This window comes from Cupriavidus pinatubonensis, assembly GCF_019602855.1.
Classification (GTDB): domain Bacteria; phylum Pseudomonadota; class Gammaproteobacteria; order Burkholderiales; family Burkholderiaceae; genus Cupriavidus; species Cupriavidus pinatubonensis.
In genome coordinates, this window is sequence record NZ_CP080766.1 from 2,473,607 (window position 1) to 2,499,153 (window position 25,547).

General features: G+C 63.8%; 27 protein-coding genes. 11 read left to right on the forward strand and 16 right to left on the reverse strand.

Annotation, left to right across the window (positions count from 1 at the left end; translation table 11 throughout):
- The first annotated feature begins 35 nt into the window (after positions 1–35).
- The 5 genes from K2O51_RS11210 to K2O51_RS11230 all read left to right on the forward strand — a co-directional run bounded on the left by K2O51_RS11210 (position 36) and on the right by K2O51_RS11230 (position 3,012).
- A complete protein-coding gene (locus K2O51_RS11210) occupies positions 36–803 on the forward strand; it encodes an IclR family transcriptional regulator (RefSeq protein WP_011300633.1) in 768 nt (255 codons plus the stop codon).
- 142 nt (positions 804–945) lie between these two features.
- Positions 946–1,539: a TetR/AcrR family transcriptional regulator gene (locus tag K2O51_RS11215; RefSeq protein WP_140950635.1), complete on the forward strand. Its 594-nt coding sequence runs from the start codon at positions 946–948 to the stop codon at positions 1,537–1,539.
- Positions 1,540–1,548: 9 nt separating this feature from the next.
- Positions 1,549–2,028 (forward strand): nuclear transport factor 2 family protein, encoded by a 480-nt coding sequence (locus tag K2O51_RS11220; RefSeq protein ID WP_140950634.1) that lies wholly within the window; start codon positions 1,549–1,551, stop codon positions 2,026–2,028.
- 152 nt (positions 2,029–2,180) lie between these two features.
- Positions 2,181–2,447, forward strand: a complete 267-nt coding sequence (locus K2O51_RS11225) for a PepSY domain-containing protein (protein WP_011300630.1) — start codon at positions 2,181–2,183, stop codon at positions 2,445–2,447.
- 31 nt (positions 2,448–2,478) lie between these two features.
- Complete coding sequence (locus K2O51_RS11230) at positions 2,479–3,012, forward strand: cytochrome b/b6 domain-containing protein (RefSeq protein ID WP_220630234.1); 534 nt, start codon at positions 2,479–2,481, stop codon at positions 3,010–3,012.
- Positions 3,013–3,032: 20 nt separating this feature from the next.
- On the opposite strand, the gene K2O51_RS11235 is transcribed toward K2O51_RS11230, so the two are convergent.
- From K2O51_RS11235 to K2O51_RS11245, 3 genes are all read right to left on the reverse strand, one after another.
- Complete coding sequence (locus K2O51_RS11235; protein WP_220630235.1) at positions 3,033–4,064, reverse strand: class I fructose-bisphosphate aldolase; 1,032 nt, start codon at positions 4,062–4,064, stop codon at positions 3,033–3,035.
- A gap of 18 nt (positions 4,065–4,082) precedes the next feature.
- Positions 4,083–4,412, reverse strand: a complete 330-nt coding sequence (locus tag K2O51_RS11240) for a DUF3175 domain-containing protein (protein WP_220630236.1) — start codon at positions 4,410–4,412, stop codon at positions 4,083–4,085.
- 150 nt (positions 4,413–4,562) lie between these two features.
- Positions 4,563–5,063, reverse strand: a complete 501-nt coding sequence (locus tag K2O51_RS11245; RefSeq protein ID WP_220630237.1) for a hypothetical protein — start codon at positions 5,061–5,063, stop codon at positions 4,563–4,565.
- 271 nt (positions 5,064–5,334) lie between these two features.
- On the opposite strand from K2O51_RS11245, the gene K2O51_RS11250 reads away from it, so the two are divergent.
- Complete coding sequence (locus K2O51_RS11250) at positions 5,335–5,517, forward strand: hypothetical protein (RefSeq protein ID WP_011300625.1); 183 nt, start codon at positions 5,335–5,337, stop codon at positions 5,515–5,517.
- A gap of 76 nt (positions 5,518–5,593) precedes the next feature.
- On the opposite strand, the gene K2O51_RS11255 is transcribed toward K2O51_RS11250, so the two are convergent.
- From K2O51_RS11255 to hppD, 8 genes are all read right to left on the reverse strand, one after another.
- On the reverse strand, positions 5,594–6,433 hold the full coding sequence (locus K2O51_RS11255; RefSeq protein ID WP_041680231.1) for a MipA/OmpV family protein: 840 nt from the start codon (positions 6,431–6,433) through the stop codon (positions 5,594–5,596).
- A gap of 99 nt (positions 6,434–6,532) precedes the next feature.
- Positions 6,533–8,746 carry a xanthine dehydrogenase family protein molybdopterin-binding subunit gene (locus tag K2O51_RS11260; RefSeq protein WP_220630239.1) on the reverse strand — a complete coding sequence of 738 codons (2,214 nt, stop codon included), beginning with the start codon at positions 8,744–8,746 and terminating at the stop codon, positions 6,533–6,535.
- Positions 8,743–9,732, reverse strand: coding sequence for an FAD binding domain-containing protein (locus tag K2O51_RS11265; protein WP_220630240.1), 990 nt, complete (start codon positions 9,730–9,732; stop codon positions 8,743–8,745). Before K2O51_RS11265 ends, K2O51_RS11260 begins: the two co-directional genes overlap by 4 nt.
- Positions 9,733–9,741: 9 nt before the next feature.
- Positions 9,742–10,416, reverse strand: a complete 675-nt coding sequence (locus K2O51_RS11270; protein ID WP_011300621.1) for a (2Fe-2S)-binding protein — start codon at positions 10,414–10,416, stop codon at positions 9,742–9,744.
- Between the two features lie 171 nt (positions 10,417–10,587).
- Positions 10,588–11,382, reverse strand: coding sequence for an SDR family NAD(P)-dependent oxidoreductase (locus K2O51_RS11275; protein ID WP_011300620.1), 795 nt, complete (start codon positions 11,380–11,382; stop codon positions 10,588–10,590).
- A gap of 232 nt (positions 11,383–11,614) precedes the next feature.
- Entirely contained in the window at positions 11,615–12,814 is a 1,200-nt protein-coding gene (locus tag K2O51_RS11280; protein ID WP_140950631.1) for an amino acid aminotransferase, read from the reverse strand.
- 120 nt (positions 12,815–12,934) lie between these two features.
- Positions 12,935–14,320 (reverse strand): amino acid permease, encoded by a 1,386-nt coding sequence (locus tag K2O51_RS11285; RefSeq protein WP_140950630.1) that lies wholly within the window; start codon positions 14,318–14,320, stop codon positions 12,935–12,937.
- Positions 14,321–14,460: 140 nt separating this feature from the next.
- Entirely contained in the window at positions 14,461–15,540 is a 1,080-nt protein-coding gene (gene hppD, locus K2O51_RS11290) for a 4-hydroxyphenylpyruvate dioxygenase (protein ID WP_011300617.1), read from the reverse strand.
- Between the two features lie 410 nt (positions 15,541–15,950).
- Here hppD and K2O51_RS11295 point away from each other — a divergent pair, with 410 nt between their 5' ends.
- Positions 15,951–16,424, forward strand: coding sequence for an Lrp/AsnC family transcriptional regulator (locus tag K2O51_RS11295; RefSeq protein ID WP_220630241.1), 474 nt, complete (start codon positions 15,951–15,953; stop codon positions 16,422–16,424).
- A gap of 72 nt (positions 16,425–16,496) precedes the next feature.
- Entirely contained in the window at positions 16,497–17,300 is an 804-nt protein-coding gene (locus K2O51_RS11300; RefSeq protein WP_140950629.1) for a BPL-N domain-containing protein, read from the forward strand.
- A 34-nt stretch (positions 17,301–17,334) separates the two neighbouring features.
- Here the strand turns inward: K2O51_RS11300 and K2O51_RS11305 are convergent, their stop codons facing one another.
- The 5 genes from K2O51_RS11305 to K2O51_RS11325 form a co-directional block, all read right to left on the reverse strand.
- Entirely contained in the window at positions 17,335–18,525 is a 1,191-nt protein-coding gene (locus K2O51_RS11305) for a M24 family metallopeptidase (RefSeq protein ID WP_140950628.1), read from the reverse strand.
- A 14-nt stretch (positions 18,526–18,539) separates the two neighbouring features.
- Positions 18,540–19,508 carry a Bug family tripartite tricarboxylate transporter substrate binding protein gene (locus K2O51_RS11310; protein ID WP_220630242.1) on the reverse strand — a complete coding sequence of 323 codons (969 nt, stop codon included), beginning with the start codon at positions 19,506–19,508 and terminating at the stop codon, positions 18,540–18,542.
- Positions 19,509–19,629: 121 nt separating this feature from the next.
- Positions 19,630–20,241, reverse strand: a complete 612-nt coding sequence (locus tag K2O51_RS11315) for a TetR/AcrR family transcriptional regulator (protein WP_011300612.1) — start codon at positions 20,239–20,241, stop codon at positions 19,630–19,632.
- A gap of 93 nt (positions 20,242–20,334) precedes the next feature.
- Positions 20,335–21,102: a ParA family protein gene (locus K2O51_RS11320; protein ID WP_011300611.1), complete on the reverse strand. Its 768-nt coding sequence runs from the start codon at positions 21,100–21,102 to the stop codon at positions 20,335–20,337.
- A gap of 162 nt (positions 21,103–21,264) precedes the next feature.
- A complete protein-coding gene (locus K2O51_RS11325; RefSeq protein ID WP_041680229.1) occupies positions 21,265–22,176 on the reverse strand; it encodes a LysR family transcriptional regulator in 912 nt (303 codons plus the stop codon).
- Positions 22,177–22,595: 419 nt separating this feature from the next.
- Between K2O51_RS11325 and K2O51_RS11330 the strand changes: the two genes are divergently transcribed.
- The 3 genes from K2O51_RS11330 (at position 22,596) to K2O51_RS11340 (ending at position 25,511) form a co-directional block, all read left to right on the forward strand.
- Positions 22,596–22,793 (forward strand): DUF3311 domain-containing protein, encoded by a 198-nt coding sequence (locus K2O51_RS11330; protein WP_220630243.1) that lies wholly within the window; start codon positions 22,596–22,598, stop codon positions 22,791–22,793.
- Positions 22,790–24,292, forward strand: a complete 1,503-nt coding sequence (gene mctP / locus K2O51_RS11335; RefSeq protein ID WP_011300608.1) for a monocarboxylate uptake permease MctP — start codon at positions 22,790–22,792, stop codon at positions 24,290–24,292. The genes K2O51_RS11330 and mctP overlap by 4 nt, the downstream gene beginning before the upstream one ends.
- A 142-nt stretch (positions 24,293–24,434) precedes the next feature.
- Positions 24,435–25,511 carry a porin gene (locus tag K2O51_RS11340; RefSeq protein WP_011300607.1) on the forward strand — a complete coding sequence of 359 codons (1,077 nt, stop codon included), beginning with the start codon at positions 24,435–24,437 and terminating at the stop codon, positions 25,509–25,511.
- Positions 25,512–25,547 lie beyond the last annotated feature (36 nt).

Here is a 25,547-nt window from a genome sequence, read left to right on the forward strand (position 1 = left end):
CAATCCGCGCACGGCAAGGCTGACAGGAACAGGAGATGGCGGAATCCGAGACGGGCGACAAGGCAGGGCAGGCCAGCGTGAAGACGGCGCTGCGCGTGATCGAGATCATGGAGATCTACGCGCGCGAAGGGCGCTCGCTCACACTGACGGAACTCGCGAAGCTGCTCGGCGCGCCGATGTCGAGCTGCCTCGGCCTGATCCGCACGCTCGCATCGCTCGGCTATCTCTACGAGACCGGACGGCGGCAGGGCTACTATCCGACCAGCCGGCTGCTCAATATCGCCCAGCGCATCTCGCGCAACGACCCGCTGCTCGAACGCGTGCAGCCCGTGCTCGAAACCCTGCGCGACGCGACCGGAGAAACCGTGATCTTCGGCAAGCTGCAGGACGACGGGCGCGTGCTGTACCTGGAAGTGCGTGAATCACAGAACCCGGTGCGCTATACCGCGACGCCGGGTGAATTGCGCGACGTGCATATCAATTCGATCGGCCGCGCAATCCTTGGTGCCATGACGGACGCCGCGCGCGATGCCGCGTTGGCGAAGGTCTCGTTCCAACCCCGCACCGGGCGCACCGTGGCCTCACGCGAGGCGCTGGAGCGCGAGATTGCAATGTGGCAGCAGCAGGGCTGGTATCCGAACTTCGGTGAATCATTCCCGGACCTGGGGGCGATTGCTGTGCCTGTTGAAATCGGGGGCGCTGTGTACGGGATGTCGGTGGCCGGGCCGATTCACCGGGTGGAGTCCAGTGTGGACCCCATTGTCGCCGCCTTGCTGCGCGGGCAAGACGCCTTGCGGACATAGCTCTCCGTATTCCTGAATATTCCAGTTGAGAGGCGGTCACCCGCCGCACTTGGTTTGCCGATAATTTCCCGTTGACACCGGAGAATGATCGTTCTACCATTGTTTCTATCGGAGAACGATCGTTCTCCCTGGAGTTGCCACTATGTCCGACGAATCCTCCATCGAAGCCCGACTGCTCGAAGCCACCGAGCAACTTATCTATTCCGGCGGTATCCACGCCACCGGCATGGACGCCATCGTCAAAGCGTCGGGTGTGGCCCGCAAAAGCATCTACCGGCTCTATCCCACCAAGGAAGCGCTGGTCGCGGCAGCGTTGCTGCACCGCGATGCGCGCTGGATGGCATGGTTCATCCGTTCGACGCCGCCCACGGACGATCCATTTGAGCGCGTGATGTCGATCTTCCCGACGCTGCGGCAATGGTTCGAATCAGAGGGGTTCCACGGCTGCGCCTTCATCAATGCGGCAGGCGAGACGGAAGATCCGGACAGCGAGATCCGCGCCGTGTCGCGGTTCCACAAGCAGCGGTTACTGGACTACCTGAACGAACTCACACAGGCGTGCGGCCTGCCCGATTCGAAGGAAACCGCGCGGCAACTGCTTGTATTGATCGACGGCGCCACTGCCGTCGCGCTGGTCAGCGGCGATGTCAGTGCCGCCGACAGTGCCGGCAGGGCCGCGGCCCTGCTGCTCGAAGCTTCCCGGTCCGCCAACGGGCCATCTTCCTCCCACCACTGAGGTGCTCCCATGTCTTCCAACGCCGAAACCCGTCCGCCACTTCCGCCGTTCACACGCGAATCCGCCATCGAGAAGGTCCGTCTTGCCGAAGATGGCTGGAACACGCGCGATGCCGCGAAGGTGTCTCTTGCCTACAGTCTCGACACGCGCTGGCGCAACCGCGCCGAGTTCGCCAATGGCCGCGACGAGGCGCGCGCGTTCCTGGAGCGCAAGTGGAAGAAGGAACTCGACTACCGGCTCATCAAGGAACTGTGGGCCTTCGGCGGCAATCGCATCGCGGTGCGCTATGCCTATGAATGGCACGATGATTCGGGCAACTGGTTTCGCTCGTATGGCAACGAGAACTGGGAATTCAGTGACGATGGCCTGATGGTTAATCGCTACGCCTGCATCAACGACATGCCCATCAAGGAGTCGGAGCGCAAGTTCCGCTGGCCGCTCGGCCGCCGTCCGGATGATCATCCGGGGCTGTCGGATCTGGGGCTCTGAGGGGGGTTCCTGCTCAGTACCCGGCCGAGCGAGGCGGCGGACAGAAATCAGTTTCAGGCAACATAGGGAAACCCGGTATTGAGAATGGTTCCCGTTTCAGGTTACGATTAGTCCGTCGCCGCCCATACCGGGCGCCTATGCCGGAGATTTCCATGTTCAAGATCCTTGCTTTCGCCGTGGCCGCCGCGTTTTCCACCGGTGCGCTCGCCAGTGCCAAATGCGTAGCGCATCCCAAGGCCGAGTGGATGAAGGAAGCCGACGCGCGCGCCAAGATCGAGGCGCAGGGCTATGTCATCAAGAAGTTCAAGGTCGATGGCAACTGCTACGAGATTTACGGCACCACCAAGGAAGGCAAGAAGGCAGAGATCTACTTCGATACCAAGAGCCTGGAGATCGTGAAGTCGGAGATCGAGAAGTAACAGTAACGGTTCCGTCGTTTCCGGTACCGCCATGCAGGACCACGAGTCGGTCCGCGTCTGGGACGTGGCCGTGCGCATCACGCACTGGAGCGTGGCGGCCATCGTCTTCTGGAACCTGATCGACGATTCCGGCGGCCGTCTGCACCGCATGCTCGGCTATGTGGCTGCTGGTCTCGTGGTGTTACGCATCGTGTGGGGGTTTGTCGGCAGCGAACATGCGCGTTTCCGCGCATGGGTACCACGGCCGGCCGGCGTGCTCGCCTACGCGAAGGCGCTCGCGCAGCGCCGCGCGCCACGCTTCCTGAGCCACACGCCGCTCGGCGCCGTCATAATGCTGCTGATGTGGGCGCTGATCCTCGCGCTTGCCGTCACGGGCTGGATGTCGCGGCTCGATGCACTCTGGGGCGAAGACTGGCCAGTCGATATCCACGCCGTGCTTGCCGATATGCTGACGGCGCTGATCGTGCTGCACGTGCTGGCCGCCATCGTGTTCAGCGTGGCGGGCAAGGAGAACCTTGTGCTGGCCATGGTGACGGGGCGCAAGCGGCGGGGCCCTGACGCCTAGCCGCTGGCCGCCTCCGTGGCTTACCCCACTTTTTCCATCGATTCCTGCGCTGCCTCGTACTGTCCCTGACACGCCTGGCCGTTAAGAAGCGACCTTTGCAGCAGCGCCTGCTGCGCCTTCCCGACATTTGCGGCCTGCCCGCGCCATGCCGCCAGCGGCGGCTCCTGCAGCGCGCGCCCGTAGGAAAAGCTCAGCGGCCACGGCAGCGGACCCAGCCGGTTCATGGCATCCAGGTTTGCTGTCGCCTGTTCCGGTGTCTGTCCGCCGGACAGGAAGAAGATGCCGGGTACCGCGCCGGGGACCGTGCGCTTCAGCACGCGCACCGTTTCGGTCGCGACGTCTTGCACGGATGTTTGCTGCGCGCTTTTCTTGCCTGCGATGACCATGCTCGGCTTGAGCACCATGTGTTCGAGCACGACCCCATAGCGATGCAACGCGTGAAACACCGCATGGAGCACGCGCTCCGTCACCGCAGCGGAGCGCGCCAGCCCATGATCGCCATCCATCAGCACCTCGGGTTCCACGATCGGCACGATGCCTGACGCCTGGCAGATTGCCGCATACGCTGCGAGCACCTGCGCATTGGCCTGCACCGCCAGCGCGCTCGGCAGCGTGTCCGACACGTTGAACACCGCGCGCCACTTTGCAAAGCGCGCGCCTTGCTGGCGGTAGGCCTCCAGTCGCTTTGGCAGTCCGTCCAGACCTTCGGTGATCTCGTCACCGGGCGCATTCACGAGTGGAACCTTTCCCTTGTCCACCTTGATGCCGGGCACGATGCCCTGGCGCGCGCAAAGCTCGGGCAGCGGCGTGCCGTCGTCGGCGCGCTGGCCCAGCGTTTCCTCATACAGGATCACACCGCTGATATGCGCGCCAAGCCCTGGTGTGGACAGCAACAGGCTGCGCCACGCGCGGCGGTTCTCTTCGTTCGATTCCACGCCGATCGTGGTGAAGCGCTTGGCGATGGTCGGGCCGCTCTCATCGGCGGCGAGCAATCCCTTGCCCGGCTGCACCATTGTCCGGATCGTGGCCTGCAATTCGCTTGCGGTATCCATGGATTCTCCTCTCTGCGGTCACGCGGTGCGGCCGAGCGCCTCGCGCAGCTTGCCCTTGGCGCGCTGCAACGTGGCGCGCTGCGTCTTGGACAGGTTGCGGCCCGCGCGGTTGATGTAGAAGTTGAGCATCGACATCGCCGACTGGTACGCCGTGCCTTTGCGCCGGCGGCTGTGTTCGGCCGAGCGCTTCAGCGAAGCGGCAATCTCTTTCGGGTCGGTGTGCTTGAATATGTCAGGTTCGAGGTCGAGCGAGTCACTGCGTTCGCTTACCTGCTTTGACCAGCGGCGCACATGGCGGCCGTGGCGGCGATGCTTGCTGGTTTGTCGTGCGGATCGGGCGGCTGCCACTGTTCATCCCCGGGATAAGTGCCTGTTTTTCAGACTAGGCGATTTCGGAAACGGTGGCGGTGGCGGACCGCACCTTTGTCCAAGAGCGGTCACATCCGAGAGCCTGCGATGCAGGTTAAACGCTGGCAATCAGTGCGGCGAGGCGATGGGTCAGCCCATCACCAGGCTGCCCACCACCTTCTTCTCGTCGCTGGTGAACTTGCGCGTGGCCTGAGCAAGGTCGGCGCCGACCTTGTTCATGGCAGCCGTCAGCGCGCCGACTTCGGCGCGCAGCGCTTCCATCCGCATGCGGCGCTGCTCGGGACTGCCGGCCGTGCTGTGGCTGAGCTCCTGCAGTTCCTGCGCTTTCTGCTCCAGCTTCTCGCGCAGCTCGCGCATGCGCTTGATCAGCTTCTTGACGTTGTCGGGCAGGTTGCTGTTGTCGATGTCGCTGTCCTTGGAGGCAGTCTCCTTAGCGCCGCGCGTGCCAGACAGGGCGTTGCCCGACATCGAGATATGGACTTCGGAGCTTGGTCGCGCGGCGGCGATGCCCGGCATGCCGGTGGCATCGCTGCTGGTGGCTGCCGCCACGTCATCGGCGCTCGCGGGGAGGGTGGCATCCTGGGTGAGCGGGATAAGCGGGCTTGCCGCAGTGGCTTCGATCGTACTCATGGTGGTTCTCCGGTTGACGGATTAACTAGCGGATTGCCGCACGTCACGGGGGGCCACGTTCGTACGATTCTTGAATATCGGGATGCTTCCTTTATCGGCAGGGCGCTGCGAGCTTTAAGTCACATTGACTTAGATTTGCGGCATCGCAATCTTGATATCTGGCAGAAATAATCGGTTACACAGTCCCACGCGGGACGCGTCAACAGCGCGTGCGCGCCCCGCGTTTTTACAGGCAACGCGCAATATCGCGCGTCCTTCCGGGAGACCGACAATGAAGAAAGTACTTGCCATCCTGACCCTGGGCCTGTTCGCCGCTGGAGCGTATGCGCAAGCGCCTGCCGCCGCGCCAGAGTCGAAGGAACCCGCCAAGGTGCAGAAGAGCGCCCACAAGGACAAGACGCACGCGCAGAAGCACACCAAGAAGGCAATGCCTGACAAGGCCGCAGCACAGTAAGCGTCGCCAGGATGGGCTATCGCGCGGCACCGCCTCGATGGGAGGCCGTGCCGCGTCTTTTTTATCGGTCTGTGGCTCAGAACTGATAGTTGACCGACACGTCGAACACGCCGTTTGTCGAGCTCTGCGTGAGCGGGCTGCGCTTCGCGTCACCAACCAGTTGCATGACGGCCACGTCGGTCGTGGCAAACCAGTGCTTGTCGAAGAACCAGACCGCGCTGACGCCGAAGCCATAGGAGCGTACGCCGCCAGATGGGCTGAATTGCGGCCGTCCCGGTCGCGCCTGCGAGGCGCTCACGCCGTACCACGCATTCATGTACCGCGAGTCGGCGAGTGTCATCGTCGGGCCCGCGAACCAGAAGAACTTCTCGGAGCTGCCCGGCATGGGCATGTAGGCGCCAATGTCGCCGATCCAGCCGTCGGAGCCGCCCAGGCTGCGACGCGCGTCGACACGCATCACCAGCGGGAATTCCTTCGACACCGCATATTCAGCGAACAGCTTCGCTTCGGGCGCCGGATTGATATTCTCCATGCCATCGAGCAGCGGCGACGTCTCCTTGGCGCGCCTGCCGAGGTTATAGGAGAGCGCAATGCCTGCGCGCCAGTTCTTGCCGCGCAGCACATTGACGCCGAGACCTTCGCCGATCGAGGCAAACGCAATATCGCGATAGCGGATATCGATGCTGGGGCCGCCCACCACGATGTAGTTTGATGAACCGTCGTAGCGCGGCCGCACCATGGCCGCGCCACCGAGGCGGACTTCCCAGTCCGGAATGGTGTCCTCGAACAGCTTTTCGAGCGGTATGCCGGCCGAAAACTGCCATTCGGCCAGCGGCGCCGGCGTTTGCGCCCAGGCCGGCGCTGCTGCAAGCGCGCACAGCCCGAACAGCCATGGCTTTGCGCGGCGTGTGCGCAAGCGGCCCGTAGGACTGAAGGTTTGCGGCTCTGACAATGGGTTCTCCCGTTTCTTCGTTGTTCATTTTGGCTACTGCGGGCTACTGCTGGCTATTGCGCTTCAGGCGACCAGCTTGTCGACCGTCAGCGGCAAATCGCGGATGCGTTTTCCCGTTGCGTGATACACCGCGTTGGCCAGCGCCGCGGCCACGCCGACAATGCCGATCTCGCCGATGCCCTTGGTGCCAAGCACGTTGATATGCGGATCATCCTCGTCCAGCACCGCAATGTCGATAGCGCCGACATCAGCGTTGACCGGCACATGATATTCGGCCAGGTTGCCATTGGCGATACGGCCGCTAACCAGATCCAGTTCGGACTGCTCGTGCAGCGCCATGCTCAGGCCCCATACGATACCTCCCATGAGCTGGCTGTGGGCCGTCTTGCGGTTCAGCAGCCGCCCCACGCCATAGCTGGCCACGATGCGCTGCATGCGGATCTCGCCCAGGTCCGGGTCGACGTGGACTTCCGCGAACACCGCGCCAAAGCTGTGCATCGAGAATTTTTTGCGCTCGTCGCCAGGCCGCGCACTCATGCGCGCTTCGACAGGCTGGCCGCCGCGCCGCGCAATGGGCGCCGCCACGGGTTCGCGGCGCGATGGCTCGGACCGCCGCTGCAGCCAGCCGTCGACGACATCGACATCCTCGGGCGGCGCGCCGGATAGCGGCGAGGCCGCGTCCGCAACGGCCAGCTTCACCAGCGCCAGCCGCGCCGCCATGCATGCCGCCTGCACCGCAGGGGCGACGCTGGCGACCGATTGCGATCCACCCGATACCGGGGCTTCGGGGAAATTGGTGTCGCCGAGCTCGAAGCGGACCTTGTCCGGTGGCAGGCCCAGGGCGTCGGCAGCAACCTGCGTCATCACGGTGAAGGTGCCTGTTCCCAGATCTTGCGAGCCCGACTGCACCAGCGCCGTGCCGTCAGGCAGGATGCGCGCCAGTGCGCTGGCGGCCGAGCGGTTGGCAGGATAGGTCGTCGTGGCCATGCCCATGCCGACGAGCCGGCCATCTTCAGTTCGCATGGAACGCGGTGCCGGATTGCGCTGCGCCCAGCCAAAGCGCGCGGCAGCGTCGCGGTAGCACTCCCGCAGCGACTTGCTCGAGAATGGCAGTTCCTTGCCGGGATCCGCGTCGGCGTAGTTGCACAACCGCAGCGCAACCGGGTCCATGCCAAGCTTGTACGCCAGCTCATCCATCGCGCATTCGAGCGCAAAGCTGCCCGACGCCTCGCCAGGCGCGCGCATGAAGGTCGGCGTACCGATGTTCAGCTTGAGCAGGCGGTGGCTGGTCTGCTGGTTCGGTACGGCATACAGCATGCGCGTGAGTAGCGCACACGGTTCCAGCCAGTCTTCCATGAACGAGGTGCAGGCCGTCACCTCGTGGCGCATGCTGGTAAGCGTGCCGTCGGCGCGCGCGGCCAGTACGACATGTTGCTCGGTGCGTGGCCGTCCGCCCACGGGGCCGAACATCTGCGGGCGGTCCAGCACCAGCTTGACCGGATGCCCGGCTTCGCGCGCGGCCATGGCGGCGAGCACCACGTGCGACCACGTCGAGCCCTTGCAGCCAAAGCCACCGCCCACGAAGGGGCAGACCACCCGCACGTTCGATGGCTGCACGCCCAGGGTTTGCGCGACGGTCTTGCGCACGCCGCTCACGTACTGCGTGGCATCGTACAGCGTGAGCATGTCGCCTTGCCAGGCCGCAACCGTGGCGTGCGGCTCCATCGGGTTGTGGGTTTCAAGTGGCGTGGAGTAGGTGGCGTCGAGGCGCGCCGCCGCGCCGTCGGTGGCGGACATGTCGCCGCGCGAGCTGTCCGCCGGCTCATCCTTGGCTTCCTTGGGCTTGTACGCGCTCGCGCGGGCCGCGGCGAAGTCGAGCACCGGCGTCTTCGTCCTGTAGCGGATGACGATATGCGCAGCGGCGTCGCGCGCCTGTTCCAGCGTATCGGCAACGACCACGGCCAACGGCTGGTTGTTGTAGTGGACTTCCGTCTCCTGCAGCAGGTTCAGTACGCGCCCGGCCGGTGGCTTGCCCGCTGCGGCCTTGCCGGCCTGCGGCAGCCGCGGCGCGTTGAACGGCGTCATCACCTTGCGTACGCCGGGCATGCGCTCGGCTACGGCAGTATCCATGGACGCGATATCACCGCTGGCAACGGTGCTGGTCACCAGTACCGCGTGCAATAGTCCGGGCAGCGGATTGTCCGCGGCATAGCGTGCGCGGCCGGTGACCTTGAGGGCACCGTCGGTGCGGTCTAGCGGGGCGCCGATCACGTTCATGCCAGGCCTCCGGCTGCGATGCCCAGCGCGCGCACCACGGCATGCTGCGCCAGGGTGAGCTTGTAGGCGTTATTGGGAAGCGGCCGCGCGCCGTCCAGCAGCAGGCGTGCCGCTTCGCTGGCGGCTGGGGTGCTGAGCGGGCGTCCCACCAGGACTTGCTCGGCCGCCGGCACGCGCCATGGCTTGTGTGCGACACCGCCCAGCGCCAGTCTTGCGCTGCGTACGTTCCTGCCATCGAGTTCCAGCGCCGCGGCCACGGACACCAGTGCAAACGCATAGCTCGCGCGGTCACGGACCTTGAGGTAATGGCAATGTCCTGCCAGCCGCGACGGCGGCAGGTCTACCGCGACGATCATTTCGCCGGGCCGCAGCACCGTGTCGAACTGCGGCGTGTTGCCCGGCAGGCGGTGGAAGTCAGCGATCGCGATGCGGCGTTCGCCGCCATCGCTGCGCACCACGACAACGGCTTCCAGCGCGGCCAGTGCCACGCTCATGTCGGAAGGGTTGACGGCGATGCAATGCTCGCTCGCGCCAAGGATGGCATGCATGCGATGCACGCCCTGCAGCGCCCCGCACCCCGATCCCGGCGCACGCTTGTTGCACGCGCTGAAGCCGGTGTCGTAGAAATAGTGGCAGCGCGTGCGCTGCATCAGGTTGCCGGCTACTGTCGCCATATTGCGCAGCTGGCCGGAAGCCCCGGCAAGCAGCGCCTGCGACAACAGCGGGTAGCGCTCGCGGATCAGCGCGTGGTTGGCGGTGTCGGTATTGCTGGCCGTGGCGCCGATGCGCACGCCGCCATCGGAAAGCGATTCGATCGTGGCAAGCGGCAGCCATCCGACATCGACGAGATGTATTGGGTGCTCCACGCCTGCCTTGGCGAGATCGAGCAGGTTGGTGCCGCCGCCGATATAGCGGGTGCCGGGCTGGCGGCCCAGCTGCAGCGCTTCCTCCACGGTAGTGGCACGGTGATAAGTGAACGGGGTCATCGTTGCGCCTCAGCTGCGGCGCATCGCGCCAGTGGCATCGCGCACCGCGGCCACGATATTCTGGTAGGCGCCGCAGCGGCAGATATTGCCGCTCATGCGCTCGCGGATCTCTGCGTCGCTGAGCGACTGCGGCAACGCAGCAGGTGGAGGCTGCACGGTGCTGGCAGCGCCGGCCCGTGCTTCCGCGAGCATCCCGACCGCCGAGCAGATCTGGCCCGGCGTGCAGAAGCCGCACTGCAGTGCGTCGCGTGCGACAAACGCGGCCTGCATGGGATGCAGGGTTTCGCCATCGGCGAGCCCTTCGATCGTGGTGATGTGGCGGCCTTCCTGCATGACTGCAAGCGTCAGGCAGGCATTGATGCGCCGGCCATCGCTGAGTACGGTGCATGCGCCGCACTGGCCATGGTCACAGCCTTTCTTGGCGCCGGTCAGGCCGACCACCTCGCGCAGCGCGTCGAGCAGCGTCACGCGCGGTTCCAGCGACAGGGCGTATTCCTTGCCGTTGATATGCAACCGGACTGGCCTGGCGGGCACGGGCGGCGGCACCTGAGCCGGGGCGGACGCGGCGGGTTGCTCGGCCGCATAGGCAGCGGGCAGCGCGGCCGCCGACGCTGTCAGCGCGGCGGATTGCAGGAAGCGGCGCCGGGTCGGGCGGTCCGGGCCGTCTGGATGGTGATGGGGCATGCGCGATCCTTTCGCGGCGCACTGCCACGACGGCTTGCGCCTGCGCTGTTGCGCCAGAGCGAGCAAGATCGGTGCCGATGGCGCGGGAGCACCCGCGCCACGCACATGCTACGTTGCGTGCCTCAAATTTTCAGCACACATGTAGAAATTACGACAGCTTCGTTCATGCGATTACGCGATGGTGTCGACCACGCCGCCATCGACGCGCAGCGCGGCGCCCGTGGTCGCGGATGCCTGCTTCGAGCACACATAGACGACCATATTGGCCACCTCGTCGACGGTCGCCGCACGCTGGATGATGGATGTGCTGCGATGGGTCCTGACGAAATCGGCGGCCACTTCCTCCACGGGCTTGCCGGTGCGCCTGACTTCGTCAGCAAGCATTTCCTCGACGCCTTCGGACAGCGTCGGCCCGGGCAGTACGGCGTTCACTGTCACGCCGGTGCCAGCCAGCCGTTTAGCCAGCCCGCGCGAGACCGCGAGTTGCGCGGTCTTGGAGAAACCGTAGTGGATCATCTCGACCGGAATGTTGAGCCCCGATTCGGAGGAGATGAACACGATGCGGCCCCACTTGCGCTGCACCATGCCCGGCGCATAGGCGCGGGACAGGCGCACCCCTGACATCACATTGGTTTCGAAGAACCGCGTCCATTCGCTGTCGGGCGTTTCGAAGAAGTCCTGCGGATTGAAGATGCCGAGGTTGTTGACCAGAATATCGACCGCCGGTACCTGCGCGAGCAGCGCATCCACGCCTTGCTGCGTGGCCAGATCGCCCGCGAAGGGAATCAGGTCCGCGTCCAGCGCCTCTGCGCGCAGCGTGTCCGCCGCCTTCGCCAGTGCATCCGCCTTGCGGCCGTTGAGGACGACGCGCGCGCCGGCTTGTGCGAGGCCGCGCGCGGTGGCGAAGCCGATACCTGCAGTGGAGCCCGAAACCAGGGCGGTCTTGCCCGACAGATCAATGTTCATGGCGATACCCTTCAGGATGGTTTGCCTGCATCAGGGGCAGGCACTTCACGGAATGGCGTAGCCGGCACGCGACGTGCCACTGCCCGCCGACCCTGCGTTTGTACTACGAACGGGCGACGTGTGCAGAAGCGGTGGCGAAGGGAGCGCGCTGAACCGCGCAGAGGAAGGGAAGGGACGGGCGAAAGAAAAGCGCGGTCCGGGGGAGTGCCCGGACCGCGTTGTGGCGCGCGGCTTACCTGCCGCCGAGCACCGCGGCGATGGCCTTGGCCACCACGGTCACATTGCGTTCATTGAGACCGGCGACGCACATGCGGCCCGAGCGCAACAGGTACACGCCGTGGTCTTCGCGCAGGCGGTCGGCCTGCTCCGCGGTGAGGCCGGTGTACGTGAACATACCGCGCTGGGTCAGGTAGCGCGACAGCGCTTCGCCGCTGACGTGGTCGCGCAGGTGGTGGTGGATGGCCTCGCGCATGCGGGTGATGCGGTTGCACATCGCGGCCAGTTCCTGCTGCCACAGCGTGCGCAGTTCGGGCGTGGTCAGCACCTTGGCCACCACGCGCGCGCCGTGCGTCGGCGGGTTGCTGTAGTTGGCGCGCACGGCACCGGTCAGCTGGCCCAGCACATTGGCCGCTTCGGCCGCGCTGTTGCACACCACGCTCAGGCCGCCGCAACGCTCGCCATACAGCGAGAAGTTCTTCGAGAACGAGTTCGCGACCAGGCACGGCACGCCCTGGCGGTCCAGCTCGCGGATGGCGAACGCGTCTTCGTCCAGGCCTTCGCCAAAGCCCTGGTAGGCCATGTCGACGAACGGCAGCAGTTCCTTGGCCTTCAGCACGCCGATCAGCTGGCGCCACTGGTCCTGGTTCAGGTCCACGCCGGTCGGGTTGTGGCAACACGCGTGCAGCAGGACGATGCTCTGCTTGGGCAGCTTGCTGATCGCATCGACCATGGCGTCGAACTTCAGGCCGCCGGTGGCATCGTCGTAGTACGGATACGTGTTGACGGTGAAGCCCGCGCGCTCGAACACCACGCGGTGGTTTTCCCAGCTCGGGTCGCTGATCCACACCTGCGACTGCGGGAAGTAGCGCTTCAGAAAATCGGCACCCACGCGCAGCGCGCCCGAGCCGCCCAGCGTCTGCAGCGTGGCGACGCGGCCGGTCGCGCGGGCCGCGCTGTCCTCGCCGAACACCAGCGCCTGCACGGCATTGCGGTAGGCCACCAGGCCCGACATCGGCAGGTAGGGGCGCGGGCCCATGTCGGCCAGCAGCGCGGCCTCGGCCTTTTCGACAGCTTCCATGACCGGCAGCCGGCCTTCGTCGTCGAAATAGATGCCGATGCTCAGGTTGACCTTGTCGGTGCGCGGGTCCTTCTGGAAGTCTTCGTTGAGCGAAAGGATCGGGTCGCCAGGAAAGGCCTCGATATGTGCAAACATGGGATTCTCAGGATTCTGGAGTCGGGGCTGGGAGCGCGCCGCAGGCCTTGCACCGGGCGCACAGACTGAAGTGTAACCGGCGGCGCGCCATGAAGCGTCGTGAACGCGCCGCCGGGAGGCTTACTGGGCCGAGACGCTGCCCTGCAGGGCCGGCACGGCATTCTTCTGCCGCAGGCGGTAGCTGATGCCCAGAACCGCCAGCCACACCGGGATCAGGTACACCGAGATGCGCAGGCCATCGGTCAGGTACATCACGACCAGGATGCCGCCCAGGAAAGCCAGGCACAGGTAGTTCGTGAGCGGGTAGCCGAAGCTCTTGAAGCGCGTTTCCTGACCAGCCTTGCGCTTGTCGGCGCGGAACTTCAGGTGAATGATGCTGATCATGGCCCAGTTGATGATCAGGGCCGAAACCACCAGGCCCATCAGCAGTTCAAACGCCTTGCCCGGCATGAAGTAGTTGATCAGCACACACAGGCCGGTGGCCGCCGCCGACACGCCCAGCGCCGTCAGCGGAATGCCGCGCTTGCTGACCTTGAGCAGCGACTTCGGCGCATTGCCCTGCTGGGCCAAGCCGAACAGCATGCGGCTGTTGCAGTACACGCCGCTGTTATAGACCGACAGCGCGGCCGTCAGCACGACAACGTTCAGCACATTGGCGACCCAGTTGCTGTTCAGCGCATGGAAGATCAGCACGAACGGGCTGCCGCCGGTCACGACGTTTTCCCACGGGTACAGCGACAGCAGCACGGCCAGCGCGCCAACGTAGAAAATCAGGATACGGTAGATGACCTGGTTGGTCGCCTTCGGGATGCTCTTTTCCGGTTGATCTGCTTCCGCCGCCGTGATGCCGACAAGCTCCAGTCCGCCGAACGAGAACATGATCACCGCCATGGCCATGACCAGGCCGCCCAGGCCGTTCGGGAAGAAGCCGCCGTGCTGCCACAGGTTCGTGATGCTGGCCTGCGGACCGGCATTACCGGACATCAGCAGGTAGCCGCCGAAGCCGATCATGCCGATGATGGCGACGACCTTGACGATCGAGAACCAGAACTCCATCTCGCCGAAGGACTTCACGCTCGACAGGTTGATCGCGTTGATGATCAGGAAGAACGCCAGCGCCGAGATCCAGGTCGGGATGCCGGGCCACCAGTACTGGACATAGATGCCGACCGCCGACAGCTCGGCCATGCTGACCAGGATGTACAGCACCCAGTAGTTCCAGCCCGACATGAAGCCGGCGAAGTGGCCACAGTACTTGTTGGCGAAGTAGCTGAACGAGCCCGCCACGGGTTCATCGACGACCATCTCGCCGAGCTGGCGCATGATGAAGAACGCCACGATGCCCGCTACCGCGTAGCCGAGCAGCACCGAGGGGCCGGCCATCTTGATGGTCTGGGCGATGCCCAGGAACAGCCCGGTGCCGATCGCGCCGCCGAGCGCGATCAGCTGGATGTGCCGGTTCTTGAGGCCACGCTTCAGCGTGCCGTCATTATTGCTTTCAACCATGAATTGTTTCCTCTACCCACTCTTATGGAATGGCATGCGGAGCCTGGCGTCTCTTAATGTGAGGAGGGTGGGACGCCTGGGCCTTGAAGACCGCCGGGAACGGGGTACCGCGCCCGGCGACGGTGACGGTCAGAGCCGGATCAGGCTTCGACCTTGAGGGTGCCACGCTCGATCTGGTCGCGTTCCAGCGACTCGAACAGCGCCTTGAAGTTGCCTTCGCCGAAGCCGTCGTCGCCGCTGCGCTGGATGTATTCGAAGAACACCGGGCCGAGCACAGTCTTCGAAAAGATCTGCAGCAGCAGGCGCGGCTTGCCGCCTTCGGTGGTGCCGTCCAGCAGGATGCCGCGGGCCTTGAGCTGGTCCACCGGCTGGCCGTGGCCCGGCAGGCGATTTTCCAGGGCCTGGTAGTAGTAGTCGTTCGGCGCGGTCATCAGTTCGACGCCGGCGAGCTGCAGGTTGTCGATGACTTCGATCAGGTTGTCCGTCAGGAAGGCGATGTGCTGGATGCCCTCGCCGTTGAAGGCCATCAGGAATTCCTCGATCTGGCCCGCGCCCTTCGACGACTCTTCGTTCAGCGGAATGCGGATCTTGCCATCCGGCGCGGTCATGGCCTTGGAGGTCAGGCCGGTGTATTCGCCCTTGATGTCGAAGTAGCGGATTTCCCGGAAGTTGAACAGCTTCTCGTAGAAGTTGGCCCAGTAGGCCATGCGGCCACGGTAGACGTTGTGCGTCAGGTGGTCGACCAGCTTCAGGCCGTGGCCCACGGGGTGGCGGTCCACGCCTTCGATGAATTCGAAGTCGATGTCATAGATCGACTTGCCTTCCTCGAAGCGGTCGATCAGGTACAGCGGCGCGCCGCCGATGCCCTTGATCGCGGGCAGGCGCAGTTCCATCGGCCCGGTCGGGATTTCAACCGGCTGCGCGCCCAGTTCCAGCGCGCGGGCATAGGCCTTGTGCGAATCCTTCACGCGGAACGCCATGCCGCAGGCGCTCGGGCCGTGCTCGGCGGCGAAGTAGGCGGCGTGGCTGTGGGGCTCGCGGTTGACGATGAAGTTGACCTCGCCCTGGCGATACAGCAGCACGTCCTTGGAACGGTGGCGGGCGACCAGCGTGAAACCCATCTTCTCGAACAGCGGCTCGAGCACATTGGGGGTGGGCGAGGCGAATTCGACGAATTCGAAGCCCATCAGTTGCATCGGGTTGTCAAAGAGGTCGGCCATGGTGTGTCTCACAGGGGAAGGTAAGTATTTCGATCTCACGCGCCGCGCGGAGTGCCGCGTGGCGGCGTGGAATCAGGGAAGGCGGGCAAGCGCCGGGAGCAGCGGCCGGGCGTCGTGTCGGCAGACGTCGCTTTGGCGATCGGCAGGCAGCGGAGACGGCAGGCAGGTGGTCATGGGGCGCTTGCTGTACCGGCCGGGTGGCCGGGAAATAATATTGCGAACCGTGCGCCGCGATCCTGACCTGCGGCGCGCTCTGGCAACCGCTGGAAGTCTCTGCGGCTCCTCATCGGCATTGCCAATCTGGGATGCAGTGTATATTCTGGCCGACAAAATTGGATTTCATTAATGACGCAGGGAAACCCTGAATTACGAAATCGGATTGTGCAAAAACTTGCTTAGGGGAAACAAAAGTGCAAGCCATTGAGCTGGACCGTACGGATCGGCGCCTGCTGGGCGTTTTGCAGGAGCAAGGCAGGGCTTCCAACCTGGAACTGGCCGAAGCGATTGCGCTGTCGCCGGCACAGACTTTGCGACGCCACCGCCGCCTGGAGGAGAGCGGCATCATCAAGCGCTACGAGGCGCGGCTCGATGCCGCGGCGCTCGGCCTTGGCGTGGTGGCCTTTATCCACGTGACCATGGAACGCGGCCATATCCGCGACCTGTCGAACTTCAAGAGCCTGGTGGCGGAACTCGCGCAGATCCAGGAGTGCTTCTCTGTGACGGGCGATATCGACTACGTGCTGAAGGTCGTCGCCAAGGACCTGAAGTCGCTGTCGGACTTCCTGCTCGACACGCTGATGCGCATTCCGGGCGTGAGCGGCGTGAAGTCAAGCGTGTGCCTGGACGAGATCAAGTGCACCAGCGCCGTGCCGCTCGATATGTAAGGCGGGGCTATTGCCGGTACTGGAATACACTCGGAAGCAATGCCCCTACGTGGCCCCCGGCCGCCGCCCAAGATGTCAAAGCCCCACATCCTGACCTACATCGATGCCGGCGCGTCCGACTGGACCGCCTGCCTGATGCGCACCATCGGGCAGCAACTGCAGTCCGGCACATATGAGATGCGTGCGGTCATGGCATCGGATATCCGGCATGACCCGACGCTGTTCGACGACGCGGTCATGTTCGTCATGCCCGGCGGCGCCGACCTGCCATACTGCGCGAAACTCAATGGCGCGCCCAATGCGCGCATCCGGCGTTTTGTCGAAGAGGGCGGCGTCTACCTGGGGATCTGTGCGGGCGCCTACTACGCGTGCCGGGAGCTGGCGTTCCACGCCGGCACGCGCGGTGCGATCTGCGGTTCGCGCGAGCTGAGCTTCGTCGACGCTGTCGCGGTGGGCTCGCTGCCCGAACTGACCGGCGGGCGGCTCTATGACGGGACGCCGCGCACGGCCGCGGCGGTCGAATTGCGTACCACGGGCCAACTGGCGGGTGCGCCGATCTCGGCCTACACGCATTACCACGGCGGCTGCCGCTTCGATTTCGGTAAGGCGCCCGGTGCCGGTACGGAAGTACTGGCCGTCTACGCGGATATCGAAGACGCGCCGCCAGCCATCGTCAGTTCGCGTGTCGGCCGGGGCCGCGCGATCCTGACCGGTGTTCACCTCGAAATCTCCGAGCAGGAATTCGAGGAGGTGCTGCGCGGGCACAGCGACATGGAGCAGCATATGCACGTGTGCCGGAAGCTGGCCGAGACGGGCGATGCGCGGCTGGAAGTGTTTCGGCAAGTGCTGGCGCATGGCGGACTGACGCTGGCATAGCGCTTCCGCCATGCAGGGGGCGGCCACAACGTGCCTATGCCACGGTGGCGTATTCGAGAGTCTTCGGCGTCTTGACGATCACTTCCGGCCTCTCTCCGACGATGACGGTGTCATCGAGCCGGAATCCACCTAGCCCGTAGACATACAGCCCCGGTTCCGATGAGTAGACTTCGCCCGCCAGCAGCGGCCGGGTATTGAAGGCCATGTCCTCGGGATACTCGTGCAGCATCAGCCCGACCGCGTGGCCGGTCCGGTGGAAGACATACTGCCCGCAGCCGGCGGCTTCGATCACGGCCTGCGCCGCGGCGTCCATGTCGCACACGCGCTTGCCAACAACTGCAGCGGCCACCGCAGCGTCGGTCGCTTGTGCCGCGACCTGGTAAAGCCGCGACTGCTCGCTGTCGGGCCGGCCGCAGAACCATGTACGTTCGTTCTCGACATGGAGGCCATTGAGGCGCGGCAGGATCAGGTTGACGATGGTATCGCCGCGCGCAATGCGCGACCCGCAGGCGGCACCGTCGCCGTGCGGCGAGGCTGACGCGGCGCCCGCCAGCGTCCAGCATTTCAGGATGTCGAAGTCCTCGCCGGGGAAGCGGTTCGCTGCTTCTTCCACCATCAGCGCGGCCATCGCGTGATCGAGTTCCTGCACGAGCCGGCCGGGGCGGATGTTTTCGCGGTAGCGGTCCTGCACCCAGTCGGTCAGCGACGCGAGGTCGCGCATGACCTGATGCTCCTCGGCATGCTTGACCCAGCGCAGGCTACGCATTTCCGCAAGCGACGGGCGCAAGGTCAGTTCGGGCAGGTAGCGCTGCGCGCCGACCAGAATCGGGTGCTGCGTGTCGACCGCGATGCGCGACATGCCCAGCCCCTTGGCGCTGAGCAGCGCGGCGACGACCTCGGGCAGTTGCGCGGGCAACGGCAGCCGATTCGACACGCGCGGGTGCTCGGCGTAGAACGTGACGTCGGTCATCCACACAGTGTCCTTGCTGGTGGCGAAGCGCAGGTGGTTCGTCGACAGCTCGTTCATGACCGCGAAGGTTTCGCCGTTGCGCGGCACGATAACGAATACAGGCCGCTCCCACGGCCAGACATCGAGCTGGTAATTAGTCGCGTACTGGAAGAAGTCGGGCGTGCCGAAGACCAGCGCATCGACGCTCAGGCGGTCCATCAGCCGGTGCATGGCCGACAGGCGATAGTCGTGTACTGCCTTGCTAAGGTGTGCCATATCAATCTCGATACTCAGAGGGAAATGTTCAGGCGCCGGATGATCGGGCCCCAGGCGTCGGCATCGCGCTTCATGTAGCGCTCGACTTCGGTCGGCGGCCCCTTGATCGGGTCAAGGAACTGGTAGCCGAGCTTTTCGCGGAAGCCGGGATCGTCGAGGACCTGGTTGATATCAGCATTGACCTTCTGGACCACGCTCGCTGGCGTGCCCGCGCGCGCCACGATGGCGTACCAGCCGGGCACCTGCACGTCATAGCCGAGTTCCTTGAAGGTGGGCACCGTTGGGAGTGCCGGCAAACGCTTGTCGCCGGTCACGGCCAGCGGGACCAGCTTCTTGCTCGCGAAGAAGGGCTGCACGCCGGCAATCACGTTCATCATCACCGGCGTCTGCCCGCTCATCAGGCTCGTGGAACCGCCGGTGCCGTTGAACGGCACATGCTGCATGCGGATGCCGGTGCGCTCGGCCACCAGTTCCATGGCCAGATGCGTAGAGTTGCCGATGCCGCCCGACGCAAAGCTGATCTCGCCCGGACGCGCCTTCGCCATGCGCACGAAGTCCTGGAACGTGCTCACGTTCAGCGACGGGGCCGCAACGAACACGAACGGCGAACTGGCAAGCATTGCGACACCGGTGAGGTCGCGGGTCGGGTTATACGGCAGCTTGGGATAGAGGAACGGGTTGAAGGCCAGGTTGGAGACACCGGCAAAGAACAGCGTATGCCCGTCCGCCGGCTGTCCCAGCACGTAGCCGATTGCCAGAGTGCCGTTGGCGCCCGGCTTGTTCTCGACGACGACAGGCTGCTTCCACGCCTGCGCGAGCTTTTCCGCGAGGGCACGGGCCAGCACGTCATTGCCGGTGCCGCCGGCTTGCGGCACCACGAGCCGCACGGGTTTGGAGGGAAAAGTCTGCGCCTGCACGATACCCGGCAGCGTCATCGCTACCGCAGTACCAGCCGCCCAGGCAAGTAGTTGTCGCCGGTCCATATTCCACCTTGATTCATTGCGAGAGACACCCTGACAACCAGGGTGTAGGACGCAATGTACCATGTGGTACATCGGTGGGCGGAATCGGGGTTTACGAGCAGAACATCAGTAAAAAGGAGGCTTAGACGGAGGGTTTGCCGGAGGCGGGACTCAGCGCCATCTTGCCGGCGAAATATTTCAGGGCCGCCGTAGTGCCTTCGCGATCACCGGTAGTGACAAGATCGAGCAACAACCCCCGCATCATGGCGACCTCAACACGCGCTCTCAGGCGTGCCTCGGCCTCATCCAGTCCCATGCTTTCCCGGAAGCGCTCGGCGAGCATTGTGGCCCAGCTTCCGATCACGTCGTCGAGAAAGCCGCTGAAGCGTTCGCGGTCATGGATTGCCTTGCCGTAGATCTCGAACAGCAGTTGCATGATCGGCAGGTAGGCAGGCGCCGAGTAGCGTTCCCACGCGGCTTCCATCGCGGCTTGCGGATCCATGCCATCGACGATTACGCGTTGCCGCGCATCCTGTTCCGCATGGCGGATTCGGTGCAGCAGCGCCTGCCAGAAGCCATCGGCGGAGCCGAAGTAGTAGATGAGCATCCGGTGGCTGGTGCCGAGCGCATCGGCCATGTTCCGGAGAGACAGGTCGCCGAGGCCATTGGCAAGGACTTCGGCGGTGGCGGCATCGAGCAATTGCAGCGCTTGCTCGCTGGTGGACCGGTCAATGGTGGCTTTGGGTGTTGGCATGGCAGGCGGGCAATCATGCCCTGGCACGAAAGCGGGCAGGGCGGCAGCCCGGAATTCTACGTGATCGAATCCCGACGCCGCACCCGCAGACTTTCACCCTGCCAGTTCGGTGTGCAGCGCCAGATACTCCTGCGACAGCTTGTGGCGCGGATCCAGGTGGATCATCGGCGTGGCATGCTGGTGCGATTCGCGGATCTTCACAGACGACGACAGCCGCGATGCGAGCACCGGCAGCCCTTCGCTGACCAGTTCCTCAACGAGCTTGACAGGCAGGCTCGCGCGCGGCTGGAACTGGTTGATCACAATGCCTTCGACCTGCAGCGCTTCGTTGTGGTCCTGCTGGATTTCCTTCACGTTGTCGAGCAGCGTATAGAGCGCGCGGCGCGAGAAGTCGTCGCAGTCGAACGGAATCAAGCAGCGCTCCACCGCGATCAGCGCGGAACGCGTGTAGAAGTTCAGCGCCGGCGGCGTGTCGATGTAGATCGCGTCATAGACCGATTCCAGTTCGATCAGCGCGTCGCGCAGCTTGTAGATCTTGTAGCGCGATTCCAGCTTGCTATGCAGGGAGTCCAGGTCAGGGTGCGCCGGCATCACATCGAGATTCTCGAACGGCGTCGTGTGGATGAACTCGCTCAGGTCCACCGGCTTGAAGCTGTAGGTCAGCGACGACTCGAAGAAATGCGCCGCCGTCGGCGTGGCTTCGGCTGCCTGCGCGCCCATCAGGTACTGGGTCGAATTGCCTTGCGCGTCCAGGTCGACGACAAGCGTGCGCAACCCTTCGCTGGCGCTGATCGCCGCGAGATTGCATACGATGGTCGACTTGCCCACGCCACCCTTCTGATTGAACACGACGCGCCGCATTTGCCCCTCTGGAGAAGATCGTTTCGGAGGCGAAAGCATACCTTAACAAGGTAGGGTGCGGGGGCAGCGGGACGGGGCTGTGGTTCGCACTTGCGCAGGCTGGCGATCACTGGTACTCGAGTGGACAGTTATCAAGGACGCCGGGACCGGCTAGCGGAGCGGTCACGCGTCAGTCTCCCGGATTTCGAATGCATTCAGCAATGCTCTTACCTTGGGTGGTACAAGCCTTCGGGCCGGAGTCAGCGCATATACCCTGAGCGGAGACGAAAGAAATGCAGGGAACAACCGCACCAGTTCTCCTCGCTTGACCTGATCTTCGATGTATGCCGGCATCAGCCGTACGACGCCAAGACCTTCGATGGCGGTGCGCACGCGAATCTCAACATTCGGCGTCCGGATGGCCGGGCATACGGCTACCCGCCCGACTTCCCGCCCGTTTTCAAACAGATCCCAATAAGTATCGTCACCGTCCACGATCATGGGCCACGACCCGATATCGGGGAGTTGCCGCGGGAGCCCGCGCCTGGCAATCATCTCCGGCGCTGCGTAGAAAGCGCGTTCCATTGCCACAACGTGTTTGCTGACCAGCGAACTGTCGGGCAGTCTTGCATCGGTCTTGACGAACGCAATGTCGTATCGGTGCTCCAGCAGGTCGGGAATCCTCCGCGTATCGTCAATCTCGACCTTCAAATCCGGATGCGCCCTGAGCAGCTTCACCAGTGCCGGCGCCAGATGAATCCTGCCTGTTTCATACGGCGCTGCCAGTCGTAGCGTGCCTGATACCTGCTGCCGTGTTGACCGCGCATCGTTATCCGCTTCCCGAAGTTCATTCAGCAAAGGCGTGATCCGGTCATATAGCGTCTGACCCAGATCCGTTACGCGAATCTTGCGCGTGGTCCGGTCAAGCAGCCGATTGCCCAGCCGGGCTTCCAGGCGGGCCAGCGACAGGCTGATCGACGACTTCGGAACGCCGCTACGGTCACTCGCGGCAGTAAAGCCCCCGGCCTCGACGACCCGGCAGAAATTGTCCCAGTCGCCCCAGTCCACGATCTCATCAGGTTTCTTGTGCAGCATGGCCCCGTGCGGCACAGAGGGCCGCTCTAACTCCGACACATCCCGGAGGCATCACCCTCCGGTATTCCATGAATCCTATGAAGCGTCGCGCCTTTTCTGAAGGGGAACCAGTGCATGGATTGGGCCATTTTATTCGTGAATCTTGCCAAGGTTGCCGCGGGAAATCCTCCGCCTTGCCGAGTCCGTCGATTGGCCCGTATCTCGCAAACATTGGCCAGAGACTGGCCCATTTGCGTCGACCTGCGCGCGCTCGCTTCACTACCATTTGGATCAGCGATGCACGGTTGTGATGCATTGCATCGCGATCGAACTTGCGCGTGCCATCCCGTCAGGAAGGCATCGGATCGACGCCGTCGATTCCGATTCCCATCCCCCGGGCGCACATCCGTGTCCGCTCAAGGAACTTCAGGAGAGCAACATTGAATACGCCAGATAAAGGAGCCCGCAGCTGGATCTGGGCGCTCCTGTTTGCCCCCTACATCGGCCTCTTGTGGCTGCCGTTTTATAACAGCGCTCAACCGGAATGGCTGGGCTTTCCATTCTTCTACTGGTATCAGTTCCTCTGGGTGCCGATTACCTCCTTGTTGCTGTACGTCGTCTATCGGAGGATGAAATGAGCGAGACACCCGCAGTCAATAGCGTGGCAATGGCGGTGTTCATTGCTTTCTTCGTCCTCGTCACAGTGCTGGGATTCGTCGCGGCGCGGTGGAAGCGGGGGGATTTGTCACAGCTTCATGAATGGGGACTTGGCGGCCGGCAATTCGGCACGGTGATCTCATGGTTCCTTGTAGGCGGGGACTTCTATACGGCCTATACCGTCATCGCGGTCCCTGCGCTGGTCTATTCGGTGGGCGCGTACGGCTTCTTCGCGATGCCCTATACGATCATCGTCTATCCGTTCGTGTTTGCAGTCATGCCCAGGCTGTGGGAGGTGTGCCATCGCAAGAACCACATCACGGCTGCCGACTATGTGCAGGGCGAGATCGGAGGACGATGGCTTCCGGCGGCAGTAGCGATCACCGGGATCATCGCCACGCTGCCTTATATCGCGCTGCAGCTGATTGGCATGCAAGTGGTGATCAAGGGGCTGGGCGTCGATGGCGAACTGCCGCTGATCGTTGCCTTCGCCATTCTCGCCGTGTACACCTATTCGAGCGGGCTTCGTGCGCCCGCGATGATTGCCTTCGTGAAGGACATCATGATCTATATCGTGGTCATTGCCGCGATCTCGGTCATCCCCAGCAAGCTTGGCGGCTACGGTGCGTTGTTCCATGCTGCCGACACCTACTTCAACGCCAAGGGCGGCGCCACCGGCATCATCCTCAAGCCATCGCAATTCACGGCGTACGCGACGCTGGCACTCGGGTCGGCGCTGGCGGGGTTCATGTATCCCCACACCATGACGGGGATACTGTCTTCGGGTTCCGCAAACACTGTGCGCAAGAATGCCATCGCGCTGCCGGCGTACACATTGTTGCTGGGCCTGATTGCCGTGCTCGGCTATATGGCGATTGCCGCCGGCGTGCATGTGTCATCCGCTTCGGATGTGGTGCCGGTGCTGTTCCTCAAGTTGTTTCCGTCCTGGTTCGTGGGTTTTTGCGCAGCCGCGATCGCCATCAGTGCGCTCGTGCCGGCGGCAATCATGTCGATCGGCGCGGCAAACCTGTTCACGCGCAATCTGTACAAGCCGCTGGTCGCGCCGAATGTGAGCCCCGAAAAAGAGGCTAAGAGTGCCAAGCTGTTTTCGCTGGTCGTGAAGTTCGGCGCATTGCTCTTCATCATCGTGCTGCCCACACAATACGCGATCGACCTGCAACTGCTCGGTGGCGTCTGGATTCTTCAGATCTTTCCAGCGGTGGTGTTCACGCTATACACACGACGCCTGACCGCGACCGGGCTGCTTGCCGGCTGGTTTGTCGGCATCGTCACCGGAACGGGACTCGCCATTTCCCTGGGCCTCAAGCCGGTGTATGCGCTGCATATTGGCGATGGTGTGTATCCGACCTACGTTGGCGTGATTGCGCTGCTGGTCAACATCGTCGTGTCGGTAGCCGTGTCGGCGCTGACACAAGCGCGTCGTGTTGCAGGCGAAGTTGGCACTGTTACGACGAGGTAGAGCATTTGCTTATGAGTCTGGATTGAAGTGAAGGCATGCCTTGGGCAGCGCCGTTCTGTTTCCTGTGGAACGGGGCTCAGGCAACCGGCGCTGCTCTTTTCGAGTTTTTCTGCGGTGTTTCGATAAAACGAAGTGGGGTTTGATGAAGAAGGTCTTTGCGGTACTGGCAGCATCCTTTGCCGCCAACGTCGTCTATGCCGAGTCCGGCGTGGCGCTCTATGGGCTGGCGGACGCGGGTGTCGAGTACGTCGACAATACCGGGCGTAACGGCAGTGGTCTCTTGCGGGTGACATCGGGAAATCTCTCAGGCTCGCGCTGGGGCCTGCGCGGCGTGGAGGACCTCGGCGGCGGGCTGAGAGCTGTACTCCAGCTGGAAAGTGGCTTTGATATCGATACCGGAAACTCCGGACAGAGCGGGCGCCTGTTCGGCCGTGACGCGCATGTGGGCCTGGAAAGCCGGTATGGCGCGGTGCATCTTGGGCGACAGCAGACATCCATGCGCGAGTTCGGCATTGTCTACGATCCCAATGTCATCGCCGACCGCTATGGCATGCTTTCGATTGCTCCTGAGTTCGGCGCGCGCGCCGACAATGCCATCAAGTATGTGGGCGCATTCGGAGGGCTGACCGCCCAGGCCTTCTATGCTTTCCAATCCAATGGCACCGAGGTGGCGGGCAGCAACGTCTACGGCCGTGATTTCGGCGCGTTCGTGAACTATGCCACCGGACCTTTCTCGGTTGGCGTGGCCTATGATGACGCCCATGTCGGCACGCCGGCAAACCAGGCGCCACTCATCAGGCGCGCTTCCGTGGCTGGCACCTATGCCGCTGGCGCCGCCAGGTTGTATGCGGGATATCGCCTGGCAAAGGCGTACGGCGGTGCGGCACTGCCTGGCGCGCAGACGGCCAACGCCGGCTCGAACTTGTATTGGCTGGGCATCGTGTACAAGCTGACGCCCGCCTTTTCGCTGACCGGTACCGCTTACTACCAGGACTTCCGGAAGACCGGATCGGACCCGTGGCAGTTCGCGCTGAATGGGGACTATTCGCTGTCCAAACGCACAGACCTGTACGTGTCGATGTCCTACGCGCTCAACAAGGAAAACTCGCAACTGGGCGTCAATGGCTTTAACAGTGGCACCGGCGCGAACGCGGTCTTCAATGTGCAACCAGGCAAGGACCAGTTCGGTGCGGTGATGGGTATTCGTCACCGGTTCTGACTGCCTCGCCCCGACAGCGGGGCGTGTCCACGGCCA